This window comes from Bacillus sp. JJ1127, assembly GCF_036965845.1.
Lineage (GTDB): Bacteria > Bacillota > Bacilli > Bacillales > Bacillaceae_G > Bacillus_A.
The window spans coordinates 1-21354 of record NZ_JBALQK010000101.1 but is presented as its reverse complement, the minus strand read 5'-3'; the positions used below and the strand labels follow the sequence as shown (position 1 = coordinate 21354).

17 protein-coding genes, 2 pseudogenes and 1 other annotated feature are annotated in these 21354 nt (G+C 35.9%); of the genes and pseudogenes, 14 read left to right on the top strand and 5 right to left on the bottom strand.

The window, feature by feature from the left end; genetic code table 11:
* The first annotated feature begins 479 nt into the window (after positions 1-479).
* Both V7183_RS11430 and V7183_RS11425 read left to right on the top strand, forming a co-directional pair.
* Complete coding sequence (locus tag V7183_RS11430; RefSeq protein WP_335359582.1) at positions 480-1271, top strand: DUF2268 domain-containing protein; 792 nt, start codon at positions 480-482, stop codon at positions 1269-1271.
* Positions 1272-1462: 191 nt separating this feature from the next.
* Positions 1463-2209, top strand: a complete 747-nt coding sequence (locus V7183_RS11425) for a YjbA family protein (RefSeq protein ID WP_097895437.1) — start codon at positions 1463-1465, stop codon at positions 2207-2209.
* 314 nt (positions 2210-2523) lie between these two features.
* Here the strand turns inward: V7183_RS11425 and trpS are convergent, their stop codons facing one another.
* Complete coding sequence (trpS, locus tag V7183_RS11420) at positions 2524-3513, bottom strand: tryptophan--tRNA ligase (protein ID WP_335359581.1); 990 nt, start codon at positions 3511-3513, stop codon at positions 2524-2526.
* Positions 3514-3868: 355 nt separating this feature from the next.
* Positions 3869-4086, bottom strand: a binding site (T-box leader).
* Positions 4087-4187: 101 nt separating this feature from the next.
* Positions 4188-4565, bottom strand: coding sequence for a DUF3899 domain-containing protein (locus V7183_RS11415; RefSeq protein WP_335359580.1), 378 nt, complete (start codon positions 4563-4565; stop codon positions 4188-4190).
* Positions 4566-4675: 110 nt separating this feature from the next.
* Between V7183_RS11415 and V7183_RS25955 the strand changes: the two are divergent.
* From V7183_RS25955 to V7183_RS11390, 6 genes and pseudogenes are all read left to right on the top strand, one after another.
* A pseudogene (locus V7183_RS25955) lies at positions 4676-4879 on the top strand (hypothetical protein).
* A gap of 5 nt (positions 4880-4884) precedes the next feature.
* Positions 4885-5212: pseudogene (locus V7183_RS11410) on the top strand (peptide ABC transporter substrate-binding protein); the annotation flags it as partial.
* Between the two features lie 127 nt (positions 5213-5339).
* On the top strand, positions 5340-6269 hold the full coding sequence (gene opp3b, locus V7183_RS11405) for an oligopeptide ABC transporter permease (protein WP_097895433.1): 930 nt from the start codon (positions 5340-5342) through the stop codon (positions 6267-6269).
* A complete protein-coding gene (gene opp3C / locus V7183_RS11400; protein ID WP_097895432.1) occupies positions 6266-7282 on the top strand; it encodes an oligopeptide ABC transporter permease in 1017 nt (338 codons plus the stop codon). Before opp3b ends, opp3C begins: the two co-directional genes overlap by 4 nt.
* Positions 7283-7301: 19 nt before the next feature.
* Complete coding sequence (locus V7183_RS11395) at positions 7302-8345, top strand: ABC transporter ATP-binding protein (RefSeq protein WP_097895429.1); 1044 nt, start codon at positions 7302-7304, stop codon at positions 8343-8345.
* A complete protein-coding gene (locus V7183_RS11390) occupies positions 8338-9273 on the top strand; it encodes an ABC transporter ATP-binding protein (RefSeq protein ID WP_097895428.1) in 936 nt (311 codons plus the stop codon). The genes V7183_RS11395 and V7183_RS11390 overlap by 8 nt, the downstream gene beginning before the upstream one ends.
* A gap of 251 nt (positions 9274-9524) precedes the next feature.
* Here the strand turns inward: V7183_RS11390 and V7183_RS11385 are convergent, their stop codons facing one another.
* On the bottom strand, positions 9525-10967 hold the full coding sequence (locus V7183_RS11385; protein ID WP_335359579.1) for an MATE family efflux transporter: 1443 nt from the start codon (positions 10965-10967) through the stop codon (positions 9525-9527).
* Positions 10968-11571: 604 nt separating this feature from the next.
* Here V7183_RS11385 and V7183_RS11380 point away from each other — a divergent pair.
* Positions 11572-13218, top strand: a complete 1647-nt coding sequence (locus V7183_RS11380; RefSeq protein WP_335359578.1) for a peptide ABC transporter substrate-binding protein — start codon at positions 11572-11574, stop codon at positions 13216-13218.
* A gap of 33 nt (positions 13219-13251) precedes the next feature.
* Here the strand turns inward: V7183_RS11380 and V7183_RS11375 are convergent, their stop codons facing one another.
* A complete protein-coding gene (locus V7183_RS11375) occupies positions 13252-13455 on the bottom strand; it encodes a hypothetical protein (protein WP_335359577.1) in 204 nt (67 codons plus the stop codon).
* 617 nt (positions 13456-14072) lie between these two features.
* Here V7183_RS11375 and spx point away from each other — a divergent pair.
* Positions 14073-14468, top strand: coding sequence for a transcriptional regulator Spx (spx, locus tag V7183_RS11370; RefSeq protein ID WP_000258267.1), 396 nt, complete (start codon positions 14073-14075; stop codon positions 14466-14468).
* 274 nt (positions 14469-14742) lie between these two features.
* On the opposite strand, the gene V7183_RS11365 is transcribed toward spx, so the two are convergent.
* Entirely contained in the window at positions 14743-15417 is a 675-nt protein-coding gene (locus V7183_RS11365) for a TerC family protein (RefSeq protein ID WP_335359576.1), read from the bottom strand.
* A 352-nt stretch (positions 15418-15769) separates the two neighbouring features.
* Here V7183_RS11365 and mecA point away from each other — a divergent pair, with 352 nt between their 5' ends.
* The 4 genes from mecA (at position 15770) to pepF (ending at position 21285) form a co-directional block, all read left to right on the top strand.
* The gene (gene mecA / locus V7183_RS11360; RefSeq protein ID WP_097898174.1) at positions 15770-16441 is read left to right on the top strand and encodes an adaptor protein MecA; all 672 of its coding nucleotides are present in this window, start codon (positions 15770-15772) and stop codon (positions 16439-16441) included.
* A gap of 84 nt (positions 16442-16525) precedes the next feature.
* Entirely contained in the window at positions 16526-18070 is a 1545-nt protein-coding gene (cls, locus tag V7183_RS11355) for a cardiolipin synthase (protein WP_335359575.1), read from the top strand.
* A gap of 96 nt (positions 18071-18166) precedes the next feature.
* Positions 18167-19408, top strand: coding sequence for a competence protein CoiA (locus V7183_RS11350; RefSeq protein ID WP_335359574.1), 1242 nt, complete (start codon positions 18167-18169; stop codon positions 19406-19408).
* Between the two features lie 50 nt (positions 19409-19458).
* A complete protein-coding gene (gene pepF, locus V7183_RS11345) occupies positions 19459-21285 on the top strand; it encodes an oligoendopeptidase F (RefSeq protein ID WP_335359573.1) in 1827 nt (608 codons plus the stop codon).
* The last annotated feature ends 69 nt before the right edge of the window (positions 21286-21354 follow it).

The window sequence follows — 21354 nt, the reverse complement described above, 5'->3', positions numbered from 1 at the left end:
TTTATAAATCAAACCCCTTTCTTTTTAGGTTGGGAGAGAGCGTCCGATCATGCGTAGAAGCGGTCAGAGCCATTTTGAGCCCCATGCCATGTAAAAACAAAAGTAGAAAGTAAGAGAAGGTTAGTTTTTGTGTCCATGGCCGTAATTAGGAAGGATTGGGTAGTGATAACGCAGTGTTAGTATTTAAAGCGTATAAATAATGTAGTAAGAGGGTGTTATGTAAAACACCCTCTTTATTTATAAATCAAAGCCCATTCTTTTTAGGTTGGGAGAGAGCGTCCGATCATGCGTAGAAGCGGTCAGGGCCATTTTGAGCCCCATGCCGAGTGAAGCCAAAAGGAGAGTGTGAGAAAAGGTCCGCTTTTGACTTCATAGCCGGGAGAGGTGTGTAGGAAAACGCCACTGACAAAAGTTTCACTTCATCATTTCGCGTTTGCTCCTTTTCTTGCATATGTATAGAAGAGAGGGGAGAGGTGAGGATGGGGATTATTCAAACGGCAGATTGGCTACATTTGTATTATGGACGTCCAGAAAAACTTTGTGAGAAGTTTACAAAATACATTCCATTGCCAAAAGAGAGACTGTATCAATTTTTAGTTTCTAAAGGTATGTATCGCCCGGTAAGAGAAGGGGAAAAGGAGATTGGACAGTTAGAGGAGAAGCAGATTTGGAAAGAGTTATCTAAAGAGTATGAAGAGCTAAGAAAATGGTTAAAAGGCCCAGATGTCCCTGTCTTTATTTTGTTATCAGATTCATATAATCGAACTGTGCAAGAAGAGTATAACGGAAAAGCGGGTTTAACAATGCGTCATGTTATTTTTTTATTTGTATGCGGCAAAAATTCAGTGAAGGAATTAAAAGCGTTGCTGACGCATGAATATCATCATATATGTCGGTTACATCAAATTGAAAATAGGGAAAAGGACTATACATTATTAGATACAATGATTATGGAGGGATTAGCGGAGCAGGCTGTGACTGAAAGGCATACAGAAGAAGAATGTGCACCTTGGACGTTATACTTTACAAAAGAAGAAGCACGATATTATTGGGAGAAGATTGTAAAAGATAGAGTAGATATGAAGAGAGGAACGAGGGAACATGATTGTTTACTAACTGGGATGCACAAGTATCCAAAGATGCTTGGGTATGCAATTGGATTTCATATTGTAAAAGAGTGTGTAGAACTTGAACGAGAAAATACACTTTCTTTATTATCTATAGATGCAAAGCACATATTAAATAAGGCTAATACATTTATTCCGCATTAACGGGCAGTTTATTAGGCAAATTTCGAATGCTGAATTGAAAACTTGGCGCTGCCAAGTTTTTTTCATGGTGAAAATGGAAGTAAGGTGCGGTGAAGAAATAATAAGTAGAATATATTTCCTTGGATGGAATAAATTTTACAAAAAATGAACATAATGAGATGTACAAACAGTAGTGAAGTGAGGGGTAGAAAATGTTATATCTGCATGATGTATGGGTAAATTGGTTTGAAGGTGAAGAAAATGGGTATAACGTTTGTCATTTTTACGAATGGCGGAAGGATGATACGATTGAGTTATTAGATCAAGTGCCATTATTAAAAGTAGATTCCACATTATATCATTACATCGAGAACGAATTATTGGAGCTTCCGCAAAAGTTATTGGAAGACGTACATCATAAGGCGTATATTCGTAAAAATCATGAACGTTTGCAACAAGAGTACTGTTTTGTTGTTACAGATGGAAAAGGAATTATTGCAGTAGATTCAATTGGCTACAATGTACCAATTCGAAAAAGTAGACTTATACCGCGTCAAGAACAGATGGTATATGAGATGGTAGAGAATGTTCAGGCAGAAACGTATGAGTTTCAAGTAGAAGAAATTCAAAAAGAGCATCACATTTTATCGCCATCACCTTATATCATGAATGGTTTAACACGTAAAGAAAGACAATTAAAGCAATTGCTATTTATGGCGTTAGATCAACTACATACAACGAAAAATCCAGCTGAAATTCGCTATTGGTATACAGAGTGGGATCCATCAGCTTATGGAACAGTTCAACATATGAATTTTGAAGACGTTTGGGAGCGTCTTTATGAAGAAGCAAAATATGGCTGGTCGGAGAAGCATGAACAGCTATGTGAACGCCTTGTAAAAGGACAACCATTCTTTGAGAAACTATGGGAAATGGAAAATGAGCAAAAGGTAAATTAAAAAGCAGTAAAAAAACTGCACCCCAATTGTTAGATACAGTCTAACAACTGGAGGTGCAGTTTTTTGTGTAATCCAGCTCCGGCGGCAAGAATGATCGGTGGCTTCGCGCCTTCCTGCGAGGCAAAGAACGCCTCTACGTCAGGAGCTCCATCCCCCTCACATTCTGAGCGAGCCGCCTCCGCTTTTTATATAATCCAGCTCCGGCTCCTAGCCCTTCGCGTCTAAGAACCTTCCCCACGAGAAGGTAAAAAGCACCTTCTGTGGGAAAGAACCTTATCCACCCAGGGCTAAGCAGTCGCCTCCGCTTTTTATCATTATCTACGTTTTCTGCTTAATCCCATTGCATTTTCTACTTTACGTAGTTGTTTTATTGCAACTCGGTTTGCTTTTTCAGCACCTTTGTCTAGAATTTCATCTAATTCTGGAGAGTTGATTAGTTCGTTATATTTTTCTTGGATTGGACGAATTGCTTCTACAACGATTTTCGCTAAATCGCCTTTAAAGTCACCGTATCCTTTTCCTTCATAATAAGTTTCTAGTTCTTCGATTGTTTTGCCTGTGAATGAAGAATAGATTGTTAATAGGTTGGAAATACCAGGTTTGTTTTCTTTGTCGTATTTTACAATGCCGTCAGAATCAGTTACTGCACTTTTAATTTTCTTTTCAATTGTTTTAGGCTCATCAAGCATGCTAATCATTGATTTTGGATTTGGATCAGATTTACTCATTTTTTTCGTAGGCTCTGTTAATGACATAACACGTGCCCCTACTTTTGGAATACGAATTTCCGGAATTGTGAATATTTCACGGTAACGTTTATTGAAACGTTCTGCTAAATCACGTGTTATTTCCATATGTTGTTTTTGGTCGTCACCAACTGGAACGATTTCAGTGTTATAAAGTAAGATATCAGCAGCCATTAACGGTGGATACGTAAGTAAACCGGCTGGAACAGACTCTCTGCCTGATGATTTATCTTTGTATTGTGTCATTCGTTCTAATTCTCCAACATATGCGATAGATTGCATAATCCATCCTAGTTGAGCGTGTGCTGGTACTTCTGATTGCACAAATAAAGTTGATTTTTCAGGGTCAATGCCACAAGCGACATATAGTGCAGCAAGGCTACGGATATTTTTACGAAGCTGTACAGAGTCCTGAGGCACTGTAATAGCATGTTGATTGACAATGCAGAAATAACAATCATGTTCGTTTTGGAGTTCTGTAAATTGCTTCATAGCTCCTAAATAGTTTCCAAGTGTAATTGTTCCACTTGGTTGAATACCAGAAAAGATAACTGACATAAGTAATTCCTCCTTAAATTTTAGGTATGTATTGTTGAAGGGTGGGGGAAGTAGATCAATATGAGCCGCTTCCGCTTTTTGTGTAATCTAGCTCCGGCTCCTAGCCCTTCGCGGCTAAGAACCTTCCCCACGAGAAGGTAAAAAGCACCTTCTGTGGAAAAGAACTTTAGCCACCCAGGGCTAGGCAGTCGCCTCCGCTTTTTATATAATCCAGCTCCAGCGGCAAGAATGATCGGTGGCTTCGCGCCTTCCTGCGAGGCAAAGAACGCCTCTACGTCAGGAGCTCCATCCCCCTCACATTCTGAGCGAGCCGCTTCCGCTTTATAATACAAAAAAGCCCAATCATCCCAAATGATATAGGGACGAATGGACCGCGGTACCACCCTAATTATTTCACGGCTGTGAAATCTCTTGTATCCATTATAACGCTGGATATAACGCCAAAGCCTACTCCTCAGTTGTTTCGGTTTGGTGCTCAAAAGCCCATTCCATATTGTACAATTACTTGTTCACACCAGCCACAAGCTCTCTGAAATTGCTGCAATATGTACTCTTCTTTCTCATCGCATGCATATGAAATTATTATAACGTAACTCTTGCTATTCAAGAGTTGAAGCTATTTAATAGCAAAATGTTTTGCAAATTATTATATCATATGGAAGATTGTTTGCAAACTACATCAAAATAGTAAAGCTAATAATTGTCGAGAGGGCTCCAAGTAGAACACCTGTAATACAAATAGGATATGTCCATGTGAATGAATATGTCTTATAGATTCGTTCTTTTTTATCAACAGGCTCTTCTTCTTCAATTAGAGATTCGATTTTTTTATTTGTTCCAAACACTTTTTGGAAGGCATATATCGTTACGTTGAAAAATCCACTTTGAAATAAGAATAAAAAGCCGCCTAAGAGAATACACAATAATGCGATATAAAACGAAATATTGACAAAATTCAACAAAAAGTGAGATGGAAATAAAAATGCACCAATACTAGAAGTAAGTATTGCGAATAAAATGAGTATGCAGGTATGAAAAAAAAGTCTATTCAAAATGTTCCCCTCCGTCAAAATGCTACTGGAATTATTATACTATAAAAGTTATAATGAGTACTAGAAGTAATTATTTGAAAATTATACGCAATTGTGTATTTTATTTCAATATGATGGTATCAATGTTAAGTTATACCTTTACAGAAAAATAAAAAAATTAACATTTCATTAAAAATTTTAACAAAAAAACAAAAAATGATATTCACAATCGTCATATTATATGTATAATGAAAATTGTAGAAACTTGGAGATTATTCTTTCAATTCTATTATTTTAATAAGTTGGGTACAGGAAGTGCAATTAGGGGGAGGTAGGATAATATGAGTTTGCTTTCAATGTTGAAGGTCAGAATTATCTAGATCCAATTTCATATGTAGATATGTTTGTTGTGAATGGTACACAAAACAGAATCCAAAGTATGATGAGTGAATTCAAAAAGCAAAAACAGATACGAAAGATTTACAAGCTCGCTGAGATAACCTTTTACAGGTTGAAAAGATGTTAATGAAAGAAGATGCGGTTATTGCGCCGAGCTTCCAAAAGGGACATGCTTACTTTACTTGGCAAAAGGTGCTGTGAAAGATATTATCCCGATTAATTACGGTGGTAAACTGAATTATAAGCTTGCATCTGTTGAACAAAAATAATTTTTATTCCATCGTTTACAAGGGTATATGCCTCTGATGGGCATATACTCTTATTTTAAAAAAAAATAAAAGTAAGAATATTTTAAACTATCTTATTGCTTTTGAAAAAATGGGGAGGTGCTTGACTATGGGACGTTATGTATTCAAACGTTTCGTGTACATGATTGTAACATTATTTTTAATTACTACATTAACATTCTTTCTAATGAAATTACTGCCGGGTTCTCCACTTAAAAACCAAGAGAAATTATCACCACAGCAAAGGGAACTCATTTTAGAAAAATATGGTTTGAATGATCCGCTACCAGTTCAGTATGCGCGTTATTTAGGAAACTTAGTAAAAGGTGATTTAGGAGTATCATTCCAATATGATAACCGTCCAGTAACAGATATGATTGTCGAGCGTATTGGGCCATCAGCACAGCTTGGCTTCCAGGCAATTGTGTTTGGTACATTTATAGGATTAATCTTAGGAGTTATCGCCGCACTTCGTAATAATACATGGGTCGATTATGGAGCAACGATTATTTCCGTACTCGGAATGTCGGTACCATCCTTCGTATTTGCGGCACTGTTACAATATTTCGTAGGTGTAAAACTTGGCTGGTTCCCAGTTGCATTCTGGAAGGGACCTGAATTTACAGTTATGCCTACTATCGCCTTATCAATGGCAGTTATCGCAACAATCGCGCGTTTTGCTCGTGCAGAATTAATTGAAGTTATGCAGGCTGATTATATTTTAACAGCAAAAGCAAAAGGGATTAGTCAAGGCGTTATCATTGTGAAACACGCACTTCGTAACGCACTTATTCCGGTTGTTACAATTTTAGGACCAATGGTTGCAGGGTTAATTACAGGGACACTTGTTATTGAACAAATTTTTGCTGTACCTGGACTTGGGGAGCAATTCGTTAAATCGATAACATTAAATGATTATACAGTTATTATGGGAACAACAATTTTCTATAGTGCAATCTTTATTTTAGTCATCTTTATTGTGGATATTTTATACGGAATTATTGATCCTCGTATTCGTCTAGCGGGAGGGAAAAAATGATGAAAGATATACAAAAATTATCTCCAGATTTATTTCAGCCAGCCAATCAAAGCAATGTTGATAATGAAGTCATTGCCCGTCCAAGCTTAACTTTTTGGCAAGATGTAAGAAGACGTTTGTTCCAGCATAAAGGGGCAATGTTCGGTCTTGTATTACTGATTATTATTACACTTATGGCAATTTTTGGGCCGATGGTAAGTAAACATTCCTATAAAGAGCAAGACTTAGGTCGTGCAAAAATGCCACCAAAAATTCCAGTAATCGAAAATATTCATTGGTTGCCGTTTGATGGTAAAGATCAATATGGTGTTGATCAATATGCAAAACGTGATATTAAAGAGTATTTCTGGTTTGGTACAGATGATCTTGGACGTGATCTATGGACAAGAACATGGGAAGGAACACGCGTATCATTATATATCGCCCTATTAGCGGCAGCGATTGATTTAGTAATTGGGGTTGCATATGGAGGTATTTCAGCGTTCTATGGTGGACGAGTAGATAATATTATGCAGCGTATCATGGAAATTATTAATGGTATTCCGTATTTAATTATCGTTATTTTGATGGTAATTATTATGGGTTCAGGTATTTGGTCAATTACACTTGCGATGGCAATTACAGGCTGGATTGGAATGTCACGGATTGTGCGGGGACAAATTTTAAAACTGAAAAATCAAGAATATGTATTAGCATCTCGTACATTAGGCGCAACAAACACACAATTAATTGTGAAACACTTAATTCCAAACGTAATGGGACCAATTATTGTTATGACAATGTTTACAATTCCTACAGCGGTGTTCGGTGAAGCGTTCTTAAGTTTCATTGGACTTGGTATTCAGCCGCCATTTGCATCGCTTGGTTCTCTTGTAAATGATGGATATAAATCAATTCAAACATATCCACATATGATGTTCATCCCTGCGATTGTTATCAGTATGTTAATTTTAGCATTTAACTTAATGGCAGATGGATTACGCGATGCGTTAGATCCAAAAATGCGTAAGTAAAAGAGGAGGGAGAAGTAAAATGAAAACATTGTTAGAGGTAAAAGATTTACAAGTCTCCTTTGATACACATGCTGGTCAAGTGCAAGCTGTTCGTGGAGTTACTTTTGATTTGAAAAAAGGAGAAACATTAGCGATTGTAGGAGAATCTGGTTCTGGGAAATCTGTTACATCGAAAGCGCTAATGGGATTAATCCCTAACCCTCCAGGACGCATTAAAAATGGAGAAATTATATTTGACGGTCGTGATTTAACAAAGTTAACGGAAAAAGAAATGCAACAAGTTCGTGGGAAAGAAATCGCGATGATTTTCCAAGATCCGATGACATCATTAAATCCAACGATGACAATTGGTAATCAAGTCATGGAAGGTCTTATTAAGCACCAAGGAATGGGTAAAGCAGATGCACGTAAAGTTGCTTTAGAGTTAATCGATCTTGTTGGAATTCCAAATCCAGAAGCGCGTTTAAAGCAATATCCCCACCAATTTTCCGGTGGTATGAGACAGCGTGTTGTTATTGCGATGGCACTAGCTTGTAATCCAAAATTATTGATTGCCGATGAGCCAACGACGGCACTTGACGTTACAATTCAGGCGCAAATTTTGGAATTAATGAAGGATATTCAGCAGAAAACGGAAGCGGCAATTATTTTCATTACGCATGACTTAGGTGTAGTGGCGAACGTGGCAGATCGAGTTGCTGTTATGTATGCTGGTAAAGTTGTTGAAATTGGAACGGTTGATGAAATTTTCTACAATCCAAAACATCCGTATACATGGGGATTAATCGCATCTATGCCAAGTTTAGATGGTTCAGAGGAAGAGTTATATGCAATTCCTGGAACACCTCCAGATTTATTGAAACCGCCAAAAGGGGATGCTTTTGCACCACGTAACCCGCAGGCGTTAAAAATTGATTTTGAAATGGAACCACCATTGTTTAAAGTAAGTGATACACATTATGCGGCAACATGGTTACTTCATGAGCAAGCGCCGGAAGTGAAACCGCCAGAAGTCGTTCAAAAACGAATTCTTCAGATGAAAGCAGGTGAACAACATGACTAATCAACGTGAAAAATTAATTGAAGTAAAAAATGTGAAGCAGCACTTCAATGTGAGTGGTGGTGTTGTAAAAGCGGTCAACGATATTTCATTTGATATTTACCGCGGTGAAACATTTGGGCTTGTAGGAGAATCGGGTTGCGGAAAATCGACAACGGGAAGAACGATTATTCGCTTATACGATGCAACTGCTGGTGAAGTATTGTTCGATGGTGAAAACGTACATGGTAAAAAATCACGAGCAGAGTTAAAGAAATTTAATCGTAAAATGCAAATGATTTTCCAAGATCCATATGCGTCATTAAACCCGCGTATGACAGTTGGGGATATTATTGCAGAAGGTATTGATATTCACGGGTTAGCAAAAAATAAAAAAGAACGTATGGACCGTGTTCATGAATTACTGAATACAGTTGGATTAAATAAAGAACACGCAAACCGTTTCCCGCATGAATTCTCTGGTGGACAACGTCAACGTATTGGGATTGCTCGTGCGCTAGCTGTAGAACCTGAATTTATCATTGCGGATGAGCCAATTTCTGCGCTGGACGTATCGATTCAGGCGCAAGTTGTAAACTTATTGAAAAAGTTGCAAAAAGAAAAAGGATTAACATATTTATTCATTGCCCATGACCTATCAATGGTAAAATACATTAGTGATCGCATTGGTGTTATGTATCGTGGTCAAATTGTTGAATTAACGAGCAGTGATGAATTATATGAGAATCCAATTCATCCATATACAAAATCATTATTATCAGCGATTCCGCTTCCTGATCCAGACTATGAGCGCAATCGTAAACGGATTGTGTATGATCCATCTCAGCATCAATATGGAAATGAAGTACCAACGATGCGGGAAATTCGTCCTGGACATTTTGTTTTATGCTCAGAAGCAGAATACAAGAAATATAAAGAAATCTATCAATAATAGAAAAAGCGGCCTTGAGAGGTCGCTTCTTTTTTATGTAAATACAAATTAGAAAACTGATATAACCCCTTTCTTTTTGGGTGGGAGAGAAGATCCGCCCATGCATAGAAGCGGACAGAACCTTTTTTAGCCCCATGCCGTATGAAAACAAAAGGAGAGAATGAGTGGAGAGTTTCCTTTTATTTTCAAAGCTGTTATTTGTACGTTGGAAAATCAAAATAAATTTATAAAAGTAGTGTATATGATTTATATTAGGCTTGAACTGGTGCTGACTCTTCAGAAGCCTCAGGTTTAACAAGAGCGTAGTTTTCCCATGCTCTGCTTTTCCAGCGGAAGAACATAATAATTGCACGCGTCCACTCATCGATGGCAATAGCTAGCCAAATACCAGAAAGCCCCATATGTAAATAAAACACAAAAAAGTAGCCGAGTGGCAAACTCATGAGTACCATTGAGAATGCTCCAATTAGGACAGGGTATTTTGCATCACCTGCTGCACGGAGTGAATTGATGATGACAATATTCATCGTTCGTCCCGTTTCTAATATAAGGCTTAATAAAAGAACGGATGCTCCTAGAGCGATGATATGAGGATTATCTGTAAATAATTCCATTAACTGAATGCGAAATGTTATGACAAGAATGACCATACATAACGTAACACCGATAGCCCACTTTACACTTTTCCACACGCGTATATAGGCTTCATCTTTTTCATTTCCGCCAACTAAACGACCGACGATAATGGCTGTTCCCATTCCAATAGCGATCGCAAATAAATACGTAAACATCGAAATGTTTGTGGCGTATTGTCTTGCTGCTAATGACTCTGCACCTAAGTATGTCGCGTAGTATAAGAAGACGATTTGACATGCCTGGTACATAACTTGCTCAAATGCAGAGGGAATACCGATTTTTAAGATTTTCCCTATATATTCCTTTGATAAGGTAAAGTAGTATGTTAATTTTACGCGGTATTCCATGACGCGATAGAGTAACCAGAAGAAAACAATGAGTGCGATAAATCGACTGAATGCAGAGGAAATAGCAGCCCCTTGCACACCGAGTTCAGGCATGCCAAACTTTCCGAAAATAAGCATATAGTTTCCGGCAATGTGAAGGATATTCATTCCTAGTGAAATAAACATCGCTTGTTTTGTAAATCCATGAACACGAATAATTGCAGCTAGTGAATTGATAATAGCTTGAAGAAAGATTGCTCCCCCGACAATCGATAAATAATTTTGTGCGTAAGCTAAGACATCACCTTGTAAATTCATTGCAGCCATCATATTTTTTGAAAATAAAAGAAAAATGGTACTTATAATAAGGCCGACCCCTAAATTTAAGGTAACTGCTAATGCTGATATTTTTGACGCTTCCATGTATCGTTTGGAACCGAGATACTGAGATACAACAATTGCAGCACCATTTCCGATTACTTCTAGCACTAATATTGCAATGTGGAGATATTGATTTGCTGCGCCAACGCCCGATACTGCATCATCTGATAATGCACTTAGCATAAAAGTGTCAGCGATCCCCATTAACATAAAAAGAAAAACTTCTAAAAAAATAGGCCATGTTAAGAAGAATAAATTTAATTTTTCTTCTTTCCTGTTTTGTGAATGAATGGCTGTCATCCCATCCCCCTCTTTACTAACATCATTTTTAAGCAAAGTGTATCTTATCATACTTTATTAACACTTGCATTCATTTTGCAGCGCAGAACATCAAGTATTTGTAAAGAAAACATAATGGGATTTTTTCTATATAAGTACAAATTGAAAAATAGACATAAAACCTTTCTTTTTAGGTGGGAGAGAGAATCCAGCCATGCATAGAAGTCAGATCCTTTTCCTGCCCCATGCCAAGTGAAAATAAAGAGAGAAAATAAGTAGCGGTCACTGTTTGTTCTTCATAGCCGCGACTTATATGTTGGAAAATCAAAATGGATATATATAGTGTGTGCCATGTAAATTCGATAGGGGGTCTAGGTTATATAGAGAACAGAGAAAGAAAAAAGTATAATTATCCAAAAATATTATAGAATATAACATTTATTATATTCTGATAATTTATATTTTTTGGAAAATGGTTAATTTATGCATTTTACACAGGTAAAAAGGCGATATAAAGCGTTTATGAAAAACGAAATGTTAACAGAAAATTTTAATAAGATAGAAAAAGAAATATACAAAAAACACATTTATGTGTATAATATGAATTATTAGAAGATATATACATTTCTTTTTGTTTGGAAATGAAAGGGCTAACATTTTTTAGGGGGATGGAAGGATGAAGAAGAAGGTACCAGTTTTTGTAGCATCAACATTAGCAATGAGCATGTTATTAGGGGCATGTAGCTATCAAAAAGACGAATCGCAAGCGAAAGCAAAAGGGGAAAGCGGTAAAAGTAATGCGAAACAAGTATTAAATTTAGTTGAAACACAAGAAATTCCAACGATGGATCCAGCGTTATCAGCTGATTCGGTTTCTTCAAGAGCCATGAATAATACGATGGAAGGATTATATCGTCTTGGAAAAGATGATAAATTAGTTCCGGGAGTAGCGAAGGAATATAAGAAGTCAGAAGATGGTAAGAAGTATACTTTTAAGTTACGTGAAGATGCAAAATGGTCAAATGGTGATCCTGTGACAGCAAAGGATTTTGAGTATGCATGGAAGAGAGCGATCAATCCTGATACAGCTGCAAAATCAGCATACATGATGTATGATATCAAAAATGCAGAGAAAATTAATAAGAGAGAGATGGCACCAGATCAATTGGGCGTAAAAGCGACTGACGACTATACGTTAGAAGTAGAATTAGATAATTCTATCCCGTATTTTGTAGATTTAATGGTGTATCCGTTATTTTACCCTGTAAATGAAAAATATGTAAAAGAGCAAGGGAACAAGTTTGGATTAGAAGCAAATACAACACTTTACAATGGACCATTCGTACTTAGTGAGTGGAAACACGAGAGAAACTTCCAGATTAAAAAGAATCCATCATATTGGGATAATAAAGTAGTGAAGCTGGAAGAAGTGAACTTCAATATTGTAAAAGATACAGCTACTCCAATTAATTTATATGAAACAAAAGCGATCGATCGTGCAACATTATTAGCAGAATTTATCGATAAATATAAAGGGAAACCAGATTTTATAACATTAGACGAAACATCAGTATTTTTCCTTCGTTTAAATGAAAAGGATCCAGCGTTAGCAAATAAAAATATTCGTAAGGCAATTTCACTTGGTTTTGAACGCAAACCACTTGTTGATACACTTTTAAATAATGGATCTATTCCAGCAACTGGATTAATTCCAGGTAAATTTATGTTCGGTCCTGATAAAAAGGATTTCCGAGTTGAAAATGGAGATCTTGTGAAACCGAACATAAAAGAAGCGAAAAAATATTGGGAAGCTGGGAAAAAAGAACTTGGTAAAAATGAAATTGAGTTAGAATTATTAAATGAAGACGTAGAATTATCCAAAAAGACAGGTGAGTATTTAAAAGGCGAGCTAGAAAAGAACTTACCAGGTTTAACAGTGAAAATTAAACAACAGCCATTTGCGCAAAAATTAAAATTAGAAGATGCAGGTGACTATGTCATGTCATTCTCTTCATGGAGTGCAGATTTCCCAGATCCAATTACATACCTTGATATGTTTGTAACAGGTGGCGCGCAAAATAAAATGGGATATTCTAATCCGAAATATGATGAAATTATTATGAAAGCGAAGAAAGATGGTAGCGATGTAAACGCACGTTGGAAAAATTTACTCGAAGCAGAGAAAATGCTGCTTGACGATGCGGCAATTGCTCCAGTATATCAACGTAGTAGAGCATACTTACAAAGAGAATCAATTAAAGATTTATACTTCCATAAATACGGTGGCGATTTAAGCTTTAAATGGGCATCTGTAGGGGAATAATGCAAAAAGAAGCAGGCGATTGCCTGCTTCTTTTTAATACGTACGTTTTTTATAAATTCCTTTACCTCCAACTTGTTTCCAACCAGATTGTATGTCGGAGCTTTTATTAACAAACTTCATTTTTTCTTTCCCGCCAAAGAGTTTTTCACCGATGCTATTTGTAATGACGCCAATGAATGCTGTGATCCCGATGACAAGGGCCGCCACAATTGCAAAATCAATAAAAAAAGCAATCATATGTAAATTCCCCCTTTGCCTGTCTGTACTTTTATTGTATGAGAAAAAAGTGAAAAAAGAAAGAAATATCAGAAAAATATTCATTTTGACTAGAAATATGCTAGACAGTAATTATGAGATTTGATAGAATAAATAAGAACAAACGTTCTTTTTGTATATCTCCAAGTCTTACATTTTACCATCATTTTACCGAAAAAAGGTAAGGAAATGTTAGCTTTCAAACAGGTAGGTTTTCTTATGAATAGGAAGGAAATCAATTTCTAAAAAGGTTAAAAAACGCTTTGACAGCACATATCAAGGACTAGAGAATTCGTTTCTTTGCGTGTGTAAATCGAATGTAAGCATGTTAAGAATCGGCTTGAATTTGAAGAGGGATTTTCTGATTAGGAAGGAAATTTACTGTATATTTCTTGGTAAATCTATTGTATAATGACTATAGAAGTTACTTATTTAAAGTAATTGTTGTTTGTTAAAAATTGCTTATTCAGTTGTTGCTTACATGTAAAGCGATTTTTTATTTTCTTGTAAGACAAGTTATAGTGGAGAATTGCTGGAACATAGAAATTTAAACTGTAATTAGTACAGAATTTGTACTCTTTAAGGAGAGTGAGTCTTGTATGGTAACACTATATAGTTCTCCAAGTTGTACGTCTTGTAGAAAGGCGAAATTATGGCTAGAGGAAAATCATATTCCCTATACAGAACGTAATATTTTCTCAGATCCATTAACGATTGAGGAAATTAAAGAAATTTTACGCATGACAGAAAGCGGAACGGATGAGATTATTTCTACTCGTTCGAAAGTTTTCCAAGAATTAAATGTTAACTTAGAATCTTTACCACTTCAAGATTTATATAAGATGATTCGTGACTATCCAGGCATTTTACGTCGTCCTATTATGATTGATGAAAAACGCCTTCAAGTTGGTTATAATGAAGACGAAATTCGTCGCTTCTTACCACGTACAGTAAGAACATTTCAACTACGTGAAGCACAGCGTCTTGTAAATTAATAATAAAGTTATGTATGCGAAAACCTTCTACTATCATAATAAGTAGAAGGTTTTCGCATAATTTCAGTTATATATATCCATTTTGATTTTCCAACATATAAGTCACGGCTATGAAGAACAAAAAGTGACCTGCGCTCGTTCTCTCTCTTTGTTTTAACTTGGCGTGGGGCAGGAAGAGGGTCTGACCGCTTCTATGCATGGCTGGATGCTCTTTCCTACCTAAAAAGAAAGGGTTTATGTTGTTGCTTCAATTTGTATTTATATACTACATGTATCAATGGTTCATATTACGCAGTTTTACATGTTGAACAATAAAGCCGACACATAATACTGTAAAAATGAAGAGGAAGGGAATACTTGCTGTAAAAGTAGGATTATGATTGAAAAAAGTTGCAAGTCTCGTTTCGTGCGTAATCATTTTTCCTGCTGTGTAAGCTAAAATTGCACCTCCGCAATAAATGAGAAAAGGGAATCGTTCCATAAATAATAGAATGAGTTTGCTGCCCCAAATAATAATGGGGATGGAAATTAATAAGCCAATAATTACGAGTGGAATATTTCCATGAGCTGCTCCAGCAATTGCAAGGACATTATCAAAACCCATAACGAGATCGGCAAATACGATTGTACGCACTGCTTGAAATAATGTTGTTTTTGCTTGAATAGAAGAAAGGTCATTGTTACTATCGGTCAGTAAATTTACAGCAATCAGTGTAAGCAAGATGCCTCCGATAAGTTGCAAAAATGGTATATCGAGCAAATAGACGGCAAGTATTGTGAGCAGAATTCGCAGTACAATTGCTAAACTAGTACCAATAAGGATGGCCTGATTTCGTTTAGATTCGGGTAGATTACGACTGGCAAGTGCGATGACAATTGCATTATCACCACCTAATACAACATCGATACCGACAATCATTAGTATAGATGTCAAAAAATCTAACTCCATTATTTTGCCTCCATTTATTCTGTTTTAATAAACGATTATGTATGGGAAGAAAAAGTTTGATCAGCTTTATCCCGCTATTTTTGAATAGTAAGCGCTACTACTGGAAACTTTACTGTATTACATTGTACGGTGTGATAGGTAAATGTATGTCCAATTTTTTGTTAATGGAGAGTGGATGTAATGGTTTAGTTTAATATAAATATGGGCGAGTGACTGTTTTTATAAAATAAAACGATTTTATTTCCATTCTGGAGAATCTTATCATAAAATGAAAGTACAAGAATCTATTGATTTGTCATATGAGTGGGGAATCCCTTCATAACAATTCTAAGCAGGAAGGGAGAGTTGTATTTTGGATATTGAAAGAATTAATGATCATACGATGAAGTTTTTTATTACGTACGTTGATATAGAGGATAGAGGGTTTAATCGTGAAGAGATCTGGTATAATCGCGAACGAAGTGAACAATTATTTTGGGAAATGATGGATGAGGCGCGCGATCATGATGATTTCTTTATTGATGGACCATTGTGGATTCAAGTGCAGGCACTTGATAAAGGACTTGAAGTACTTGTAACGAAAGCACAGCTTTCAAAAGATGGACAAAAATTAGAATTACCAATAGGTCTAGATAAAATTATCGATATTCCTCTAGACGAGCATATTGAATCTTTGTTTCAACAAGAATTAGAGGAAGAAGCGGGGACAAACTTTAACGAAGATGGAACATTTGGCTTTTTAATTAAATTCGATGATTTTGAAGATGTTATTTCATTAAGCCATCGTCTTATCTTTGAAGATATAAAAGATGAATTATATTCGTTTGAAGACCGCTATTATGTATATGTTGAATTTGATGAAGTGCTACACGATGAAGAAGAAATTGACCGTGTTTTAAGTATTATTTTAGAATATGGGGAAGAATCTACTTTAACGGTTCACCGTGTAAGTGAGTACGGTAAACAGATTGTTAAAGAACATGCACTTGAGACGATTCGCAGTCATTTTCCTTCTAAAACGTAGGCCGATTTCTATAGTATGAAATCGGCTTTTTATATGATGGGCATATTAAGGGGTAGAAAAGCTTTGTGGATAAGGGGGGCAGAGATGAAAAATACGTTAAAGCTACTTTTCTTCTTTTTAGGATTATTTGCAGTGTTTGTTTCGCTACGCATGATTATTGATGTAGCATTTTATTCGGATGTAATAGGCATAAAAAACATTTCATTTTTAGGTATTTTAAGTATTCTATTTACTGTTTCTGCATTTTTAATTGGTTGTGTTATTTTCTTGGAAAATCGAAATCCATCTAAAACATTGACATGGTTAATTGTGTTAGGTATTTTTCCTGTATTTGGATTTTTTGCTTATTTATTATTTGGACAAAACTTTCGCAGAAAACGAATGTTTCAAAAGAAGGCGCTTTTGGATGAACAAGCTTTCTTGCGGTACAAAGGACATGAGGATTATCAGGAACGCATCTTGCAAAACCATAAACACCAGGAGTTATTATTTCGGTTAGCTGATCGACTTGGAGCATTAAATATTTCGTTTCAAACCGAAACAAAAGTGTTAACAAATGGGGATGAAACGTTTCAAATGATTTTGGATGGGTTGAAAAAGGCGAAGCATCATATTCATATGGAATATTATATTGTACGTGATGATAAGCTTGGAACAAAAATTAAAGATATTTTAATTCAAAAGGCTAAGGAAGGCGTTATTGTCCGTTTTTTATATGATGCTGTTGGGAGTTTTAAGCTTTCAAACGCTTATATCGATGAATTAAATGATGCTGGTGTAGAGATGATTCCGTTTTTTCCAGTACGTTTTCCAATCTTAAATGATAAAATTAATTATCGGAATCACCGAAAAATCGTTGTCATTGATGGAAATGAAGGATTTGTAGGTGGGCTAAATATTGGTGATGAATATTTAGGGGAAAATAAATATTTTGGGTTTTGGCGAGATACGCATTTATATTTACGAGGTGAAGCAGTACAAAGTTTACAATTAATTTTCGTACAAGATTGGTTTTATATGACGGGTGAGGCTGTGTTAGCACCTGAATATTTACGAGTAAAGCCAGTAGAAGGGGATCATTGGGGCGGTGTGCAACTTGTTGCAGGTGGACCAGATAATAAATGGGAAACAATTAAACATCTTTACTTTACAATGATTGCTTCTGCAAGAAAATCAATTTGGATCGCTACACCTTATTTCATTCCAGATGATGATATTTTATCTGCATTAAAAGTAGCAGCTCTTGCGGGCATTGATGTTCGTTTATTAATGCCTAGTAAACCTGATAAACGAACTGTCTTTTATGCATCGAGATCTTATTTTCCAGAGTTATTAGATGCAGGTGTAAAGATATATGAATATGAAAAAGGCTTTCTCCATAGTAAAATCGTAATTGTCGATTCTGATTTAGCATCGATTGGGACAGCGAATATGGATATGAGAAGTTTTCATTTGAATTTTGAAGTGAATGCCTTTTTATATGATACAAATAGTATTCGGAAACTTGTTAAAGATTTCGAAGATGATTTACAAGTATCAAGTGAAATTCATGTGGATCGCTTTCATAAAAGGCGCCTTCATAGACGGATTGTTGAATCAACATATCGCTTATTATCACCTTTATTATAGAGAAAAGGATGCTTTCACAAAAGCATCCTTTTTTTGCGTAGAAAGGAATTTGCAATAAATTGTAGAATACCAAAAATATAGAAAGGGTGTGATAGTATGTTTGTTGCAAGGAGAGAGAATGGTGAGAAGGTGCACCTTCTTTACAATCGAGATAAGAAGACATTACTTACGATGAGGAAGAAGGAACGTTTTTTTTGTCTAGTTTGCGGGAAAGAAGTGCAGCTTAAGTTAGGAAATCAGAAGACTTGGCACTTTGCTCATAAAAAAGTGGATCAGTGCTACGTTTCATCTGAACCGGAATCTACCTATCATATGCGCGGGAAAGAGCAGTTATATAGATGGCTCAAATCGCAAGGGTTTCATGTGGAAATTGAGCACTATCTTCCAGAGATTCGTCAAAGACCGGATATTTTTATGGAGATAAAGGGAAGAAGAATAGCGATTGAATATCAATGTGCGTCAATCTCCACGGAACAATTAGTAAAGAGAACCTACTCATACCGGAAAGCAGGAATACAAATCATCTGGATATTAGGTGGTAATCAATTAAAAAGGTACTCTGCTTATTGGACCTCATTATCCTCCCTTCACTCTTTTTGTATACAATCTTATCCTCAGCCGCTACTCCTATTTTTTTGTCCAAATGAAAAGTTATTTATGAAATGTGTATTTCTCACCCCGTTTTCTACCAATGTTCATTTCTCACATACCATTCATTTTCTGATACGTACGAGTACTTTTGAAGATATTTTTTGTCAGGTTCCTTTTCAGAAAGAGCGTTTGGAACGAGAATGGCAAAATAAAAAGAACCACTTTCGAATGAATGTCCTACCAATCTGGAATTATAGTCATAAATCATTGCTCCGCCTCTTATATCAGTTCAGACTTTCTCCTTCAAATTTTCCTTCTGAAATCGGTGTTCCACTTCCATCTGCATTTGCATTTCAAACACATCCTTTTGTATGGCAGGCTTTTCTTTGTCTAGACTTCATTGGCAAATTTAAAATTGGAGAATATTTTTCAGTGCACGCTGTCTTTTACTATGTAAATAAAAGGCGTAGCATGCAGCGGCGAATATTACCGTATTTTTCACAACATGTATGGAAGTTTGCAATCGTAGAGTATATAACATTTTTATGTAAAGTAGGGATGATTGAAAAAGTCGATCTGTATAAGTATCGAAAAGTGAGGCAATTTACTATGTCAAAAACAGAGGAGGAAATAAAAGAATATGACGCAATTTGCTTAGCGCATGCACTATCTCTATTTGAAACAAAGTATAACATGAGAAAAGAAAAAGGGGATATAATAAAAGAGTGCCTAGAAGGATTTACATAAGAAGAATCGAATTGTACTTAAGTAGAGAAGATTAAAGGGAGGGTCTATTGATGCCTGGACAAAATACAGTAAAAGCATTGCCAAATCGTAGTGAAGTTGAAGAAATGAACACATGGCGTTTGGAAGATATTTTTCAAACGGATGAAGAGTGGGAAAAAGAATTTCAAGCAGTGAAGGAGCTATTGCCAAAATTAGCTGAATTTAGAGGGAAACTTGGTGATTCTGCGAATACGTTGTTAGCAGTATTACAGCATGAAGATGAAATTTCAATGCGATTAGGAAAGTTATATACATATGCTCATATGCGTTATGATCAAGATACAACAAATTCTACTTATCAAGCACTGAATGATCGTGCAACGAACTTATATTCACAAGTTTCAAGTAGCATGGCATATATCGTTCCTGAAATCTTAACAATTTCAGAAGAAAAGTTACAATCATTTTTACAAGAGGACAAAGAACTGAGTGTATATGAGCATGCATTAGAAGAGATTACACGTCAGCGTCCGCATGTGTTGTCAGAAGCAGAAGAATCATTATTAGCAGAAGCATCTGAAGTGATGAGTGCATCAAGTAATACATTTGGTATGCTTAATAATGCAGATTTAAAATTCCCATCTATTAAAGATGAAAATGGGGAAGAAGTAGAAGTAACACATGGCCGTTATATTCAATTTTTAGAAAGCGATGATCGCCGTGTTCGTCATGATGCGTTTCATGCTGTCTTTGAGACATATGGAAAATACAAAAATACATTTGCAAGCACATTAAGTGGTGCAGTAAAACGTAATAACTTCAATGCACGCGTTCGTAAATATGATTCTGCACGCCAAGCTGCATTAAGTAATAATAACATCCCTGAAGCGGTATATGATCAACTTGTCGAGACAGTAAATGAGAACTTACATTTATTGCATCGTTACATTGACATTCGTAAACGTGCATTAGGGCTTGATGAATTGCATATGTATGACTTATATACACCACTTGTACCAGAAGTGAAAATGAATGTGAAATATGAAGAGGCACAAGACATTTTATTGAAATCTTTAAACGTCCTTGGTGACGAGTATGTTGAGATTTTAAAGGAAGCGTATGAAAACCGTTGGGTAGATGTATATGAAAATAAAGGGAAGCGCAGCGGGGCATACTCATCTGGTGCATATGGAACAAATCCGTATATTTTAATGAACTGGCATGATAATGTAAATAATCTATTTACACTTGCACATGAGTTTGGTCATTCCGTGCATAGCTACTATACAAGAAAGACACAACCACATGTATATGGCGACTATTCAATATTCGTTGCCGAAGTTGCATCTACTTGTAACGAAGCAATTTTAAATGATTATTTATTAAAAACGACAGAAGATAAGAAAGAACGTTTATATTTATTAAATCATTACTTAGAAGGATTCCGTGGAACTGTATTCCGTCAAACAATGTTTGCAGAATTTGAACATATCATTCATAAAAAGGTACAAGAAGGTCATGCAGTAACGCCAGATATGTTAACGGAAATTTACTATGATTTAAATAAAAAATATTTTGGAGATGCTTTAGTCATCGATAAAGAAATTGGTTTAGAGTGGTCTCGCATTCCGCATTTCTACTATAATTACTATGTATATCAGTATGCAACAGGATTTAGTGCAGCAACAGCTTTATCCAAACAAATTTTAGAAGAAGGAAAACCAGCGGTAGAGCGTTATATTAATGAATTCTTAAAAGCTGGAAGCTCTGACTATCCAATTGAAGTATTGAAAAAAGCAGGAGTAGATATGGCATCACCAGAGCCTGTTAAAGAGGCGTTACAAGTATTTGAAGAGAAGTTAAATGAATTAGAAGCATTATTGTTTGAAGATAAGTGAGGTATTTGCTTCATTACAATTAAGTGAAAGACCACAAGGAAATTTCTGAACAGAAATTTCCTTGTGGTC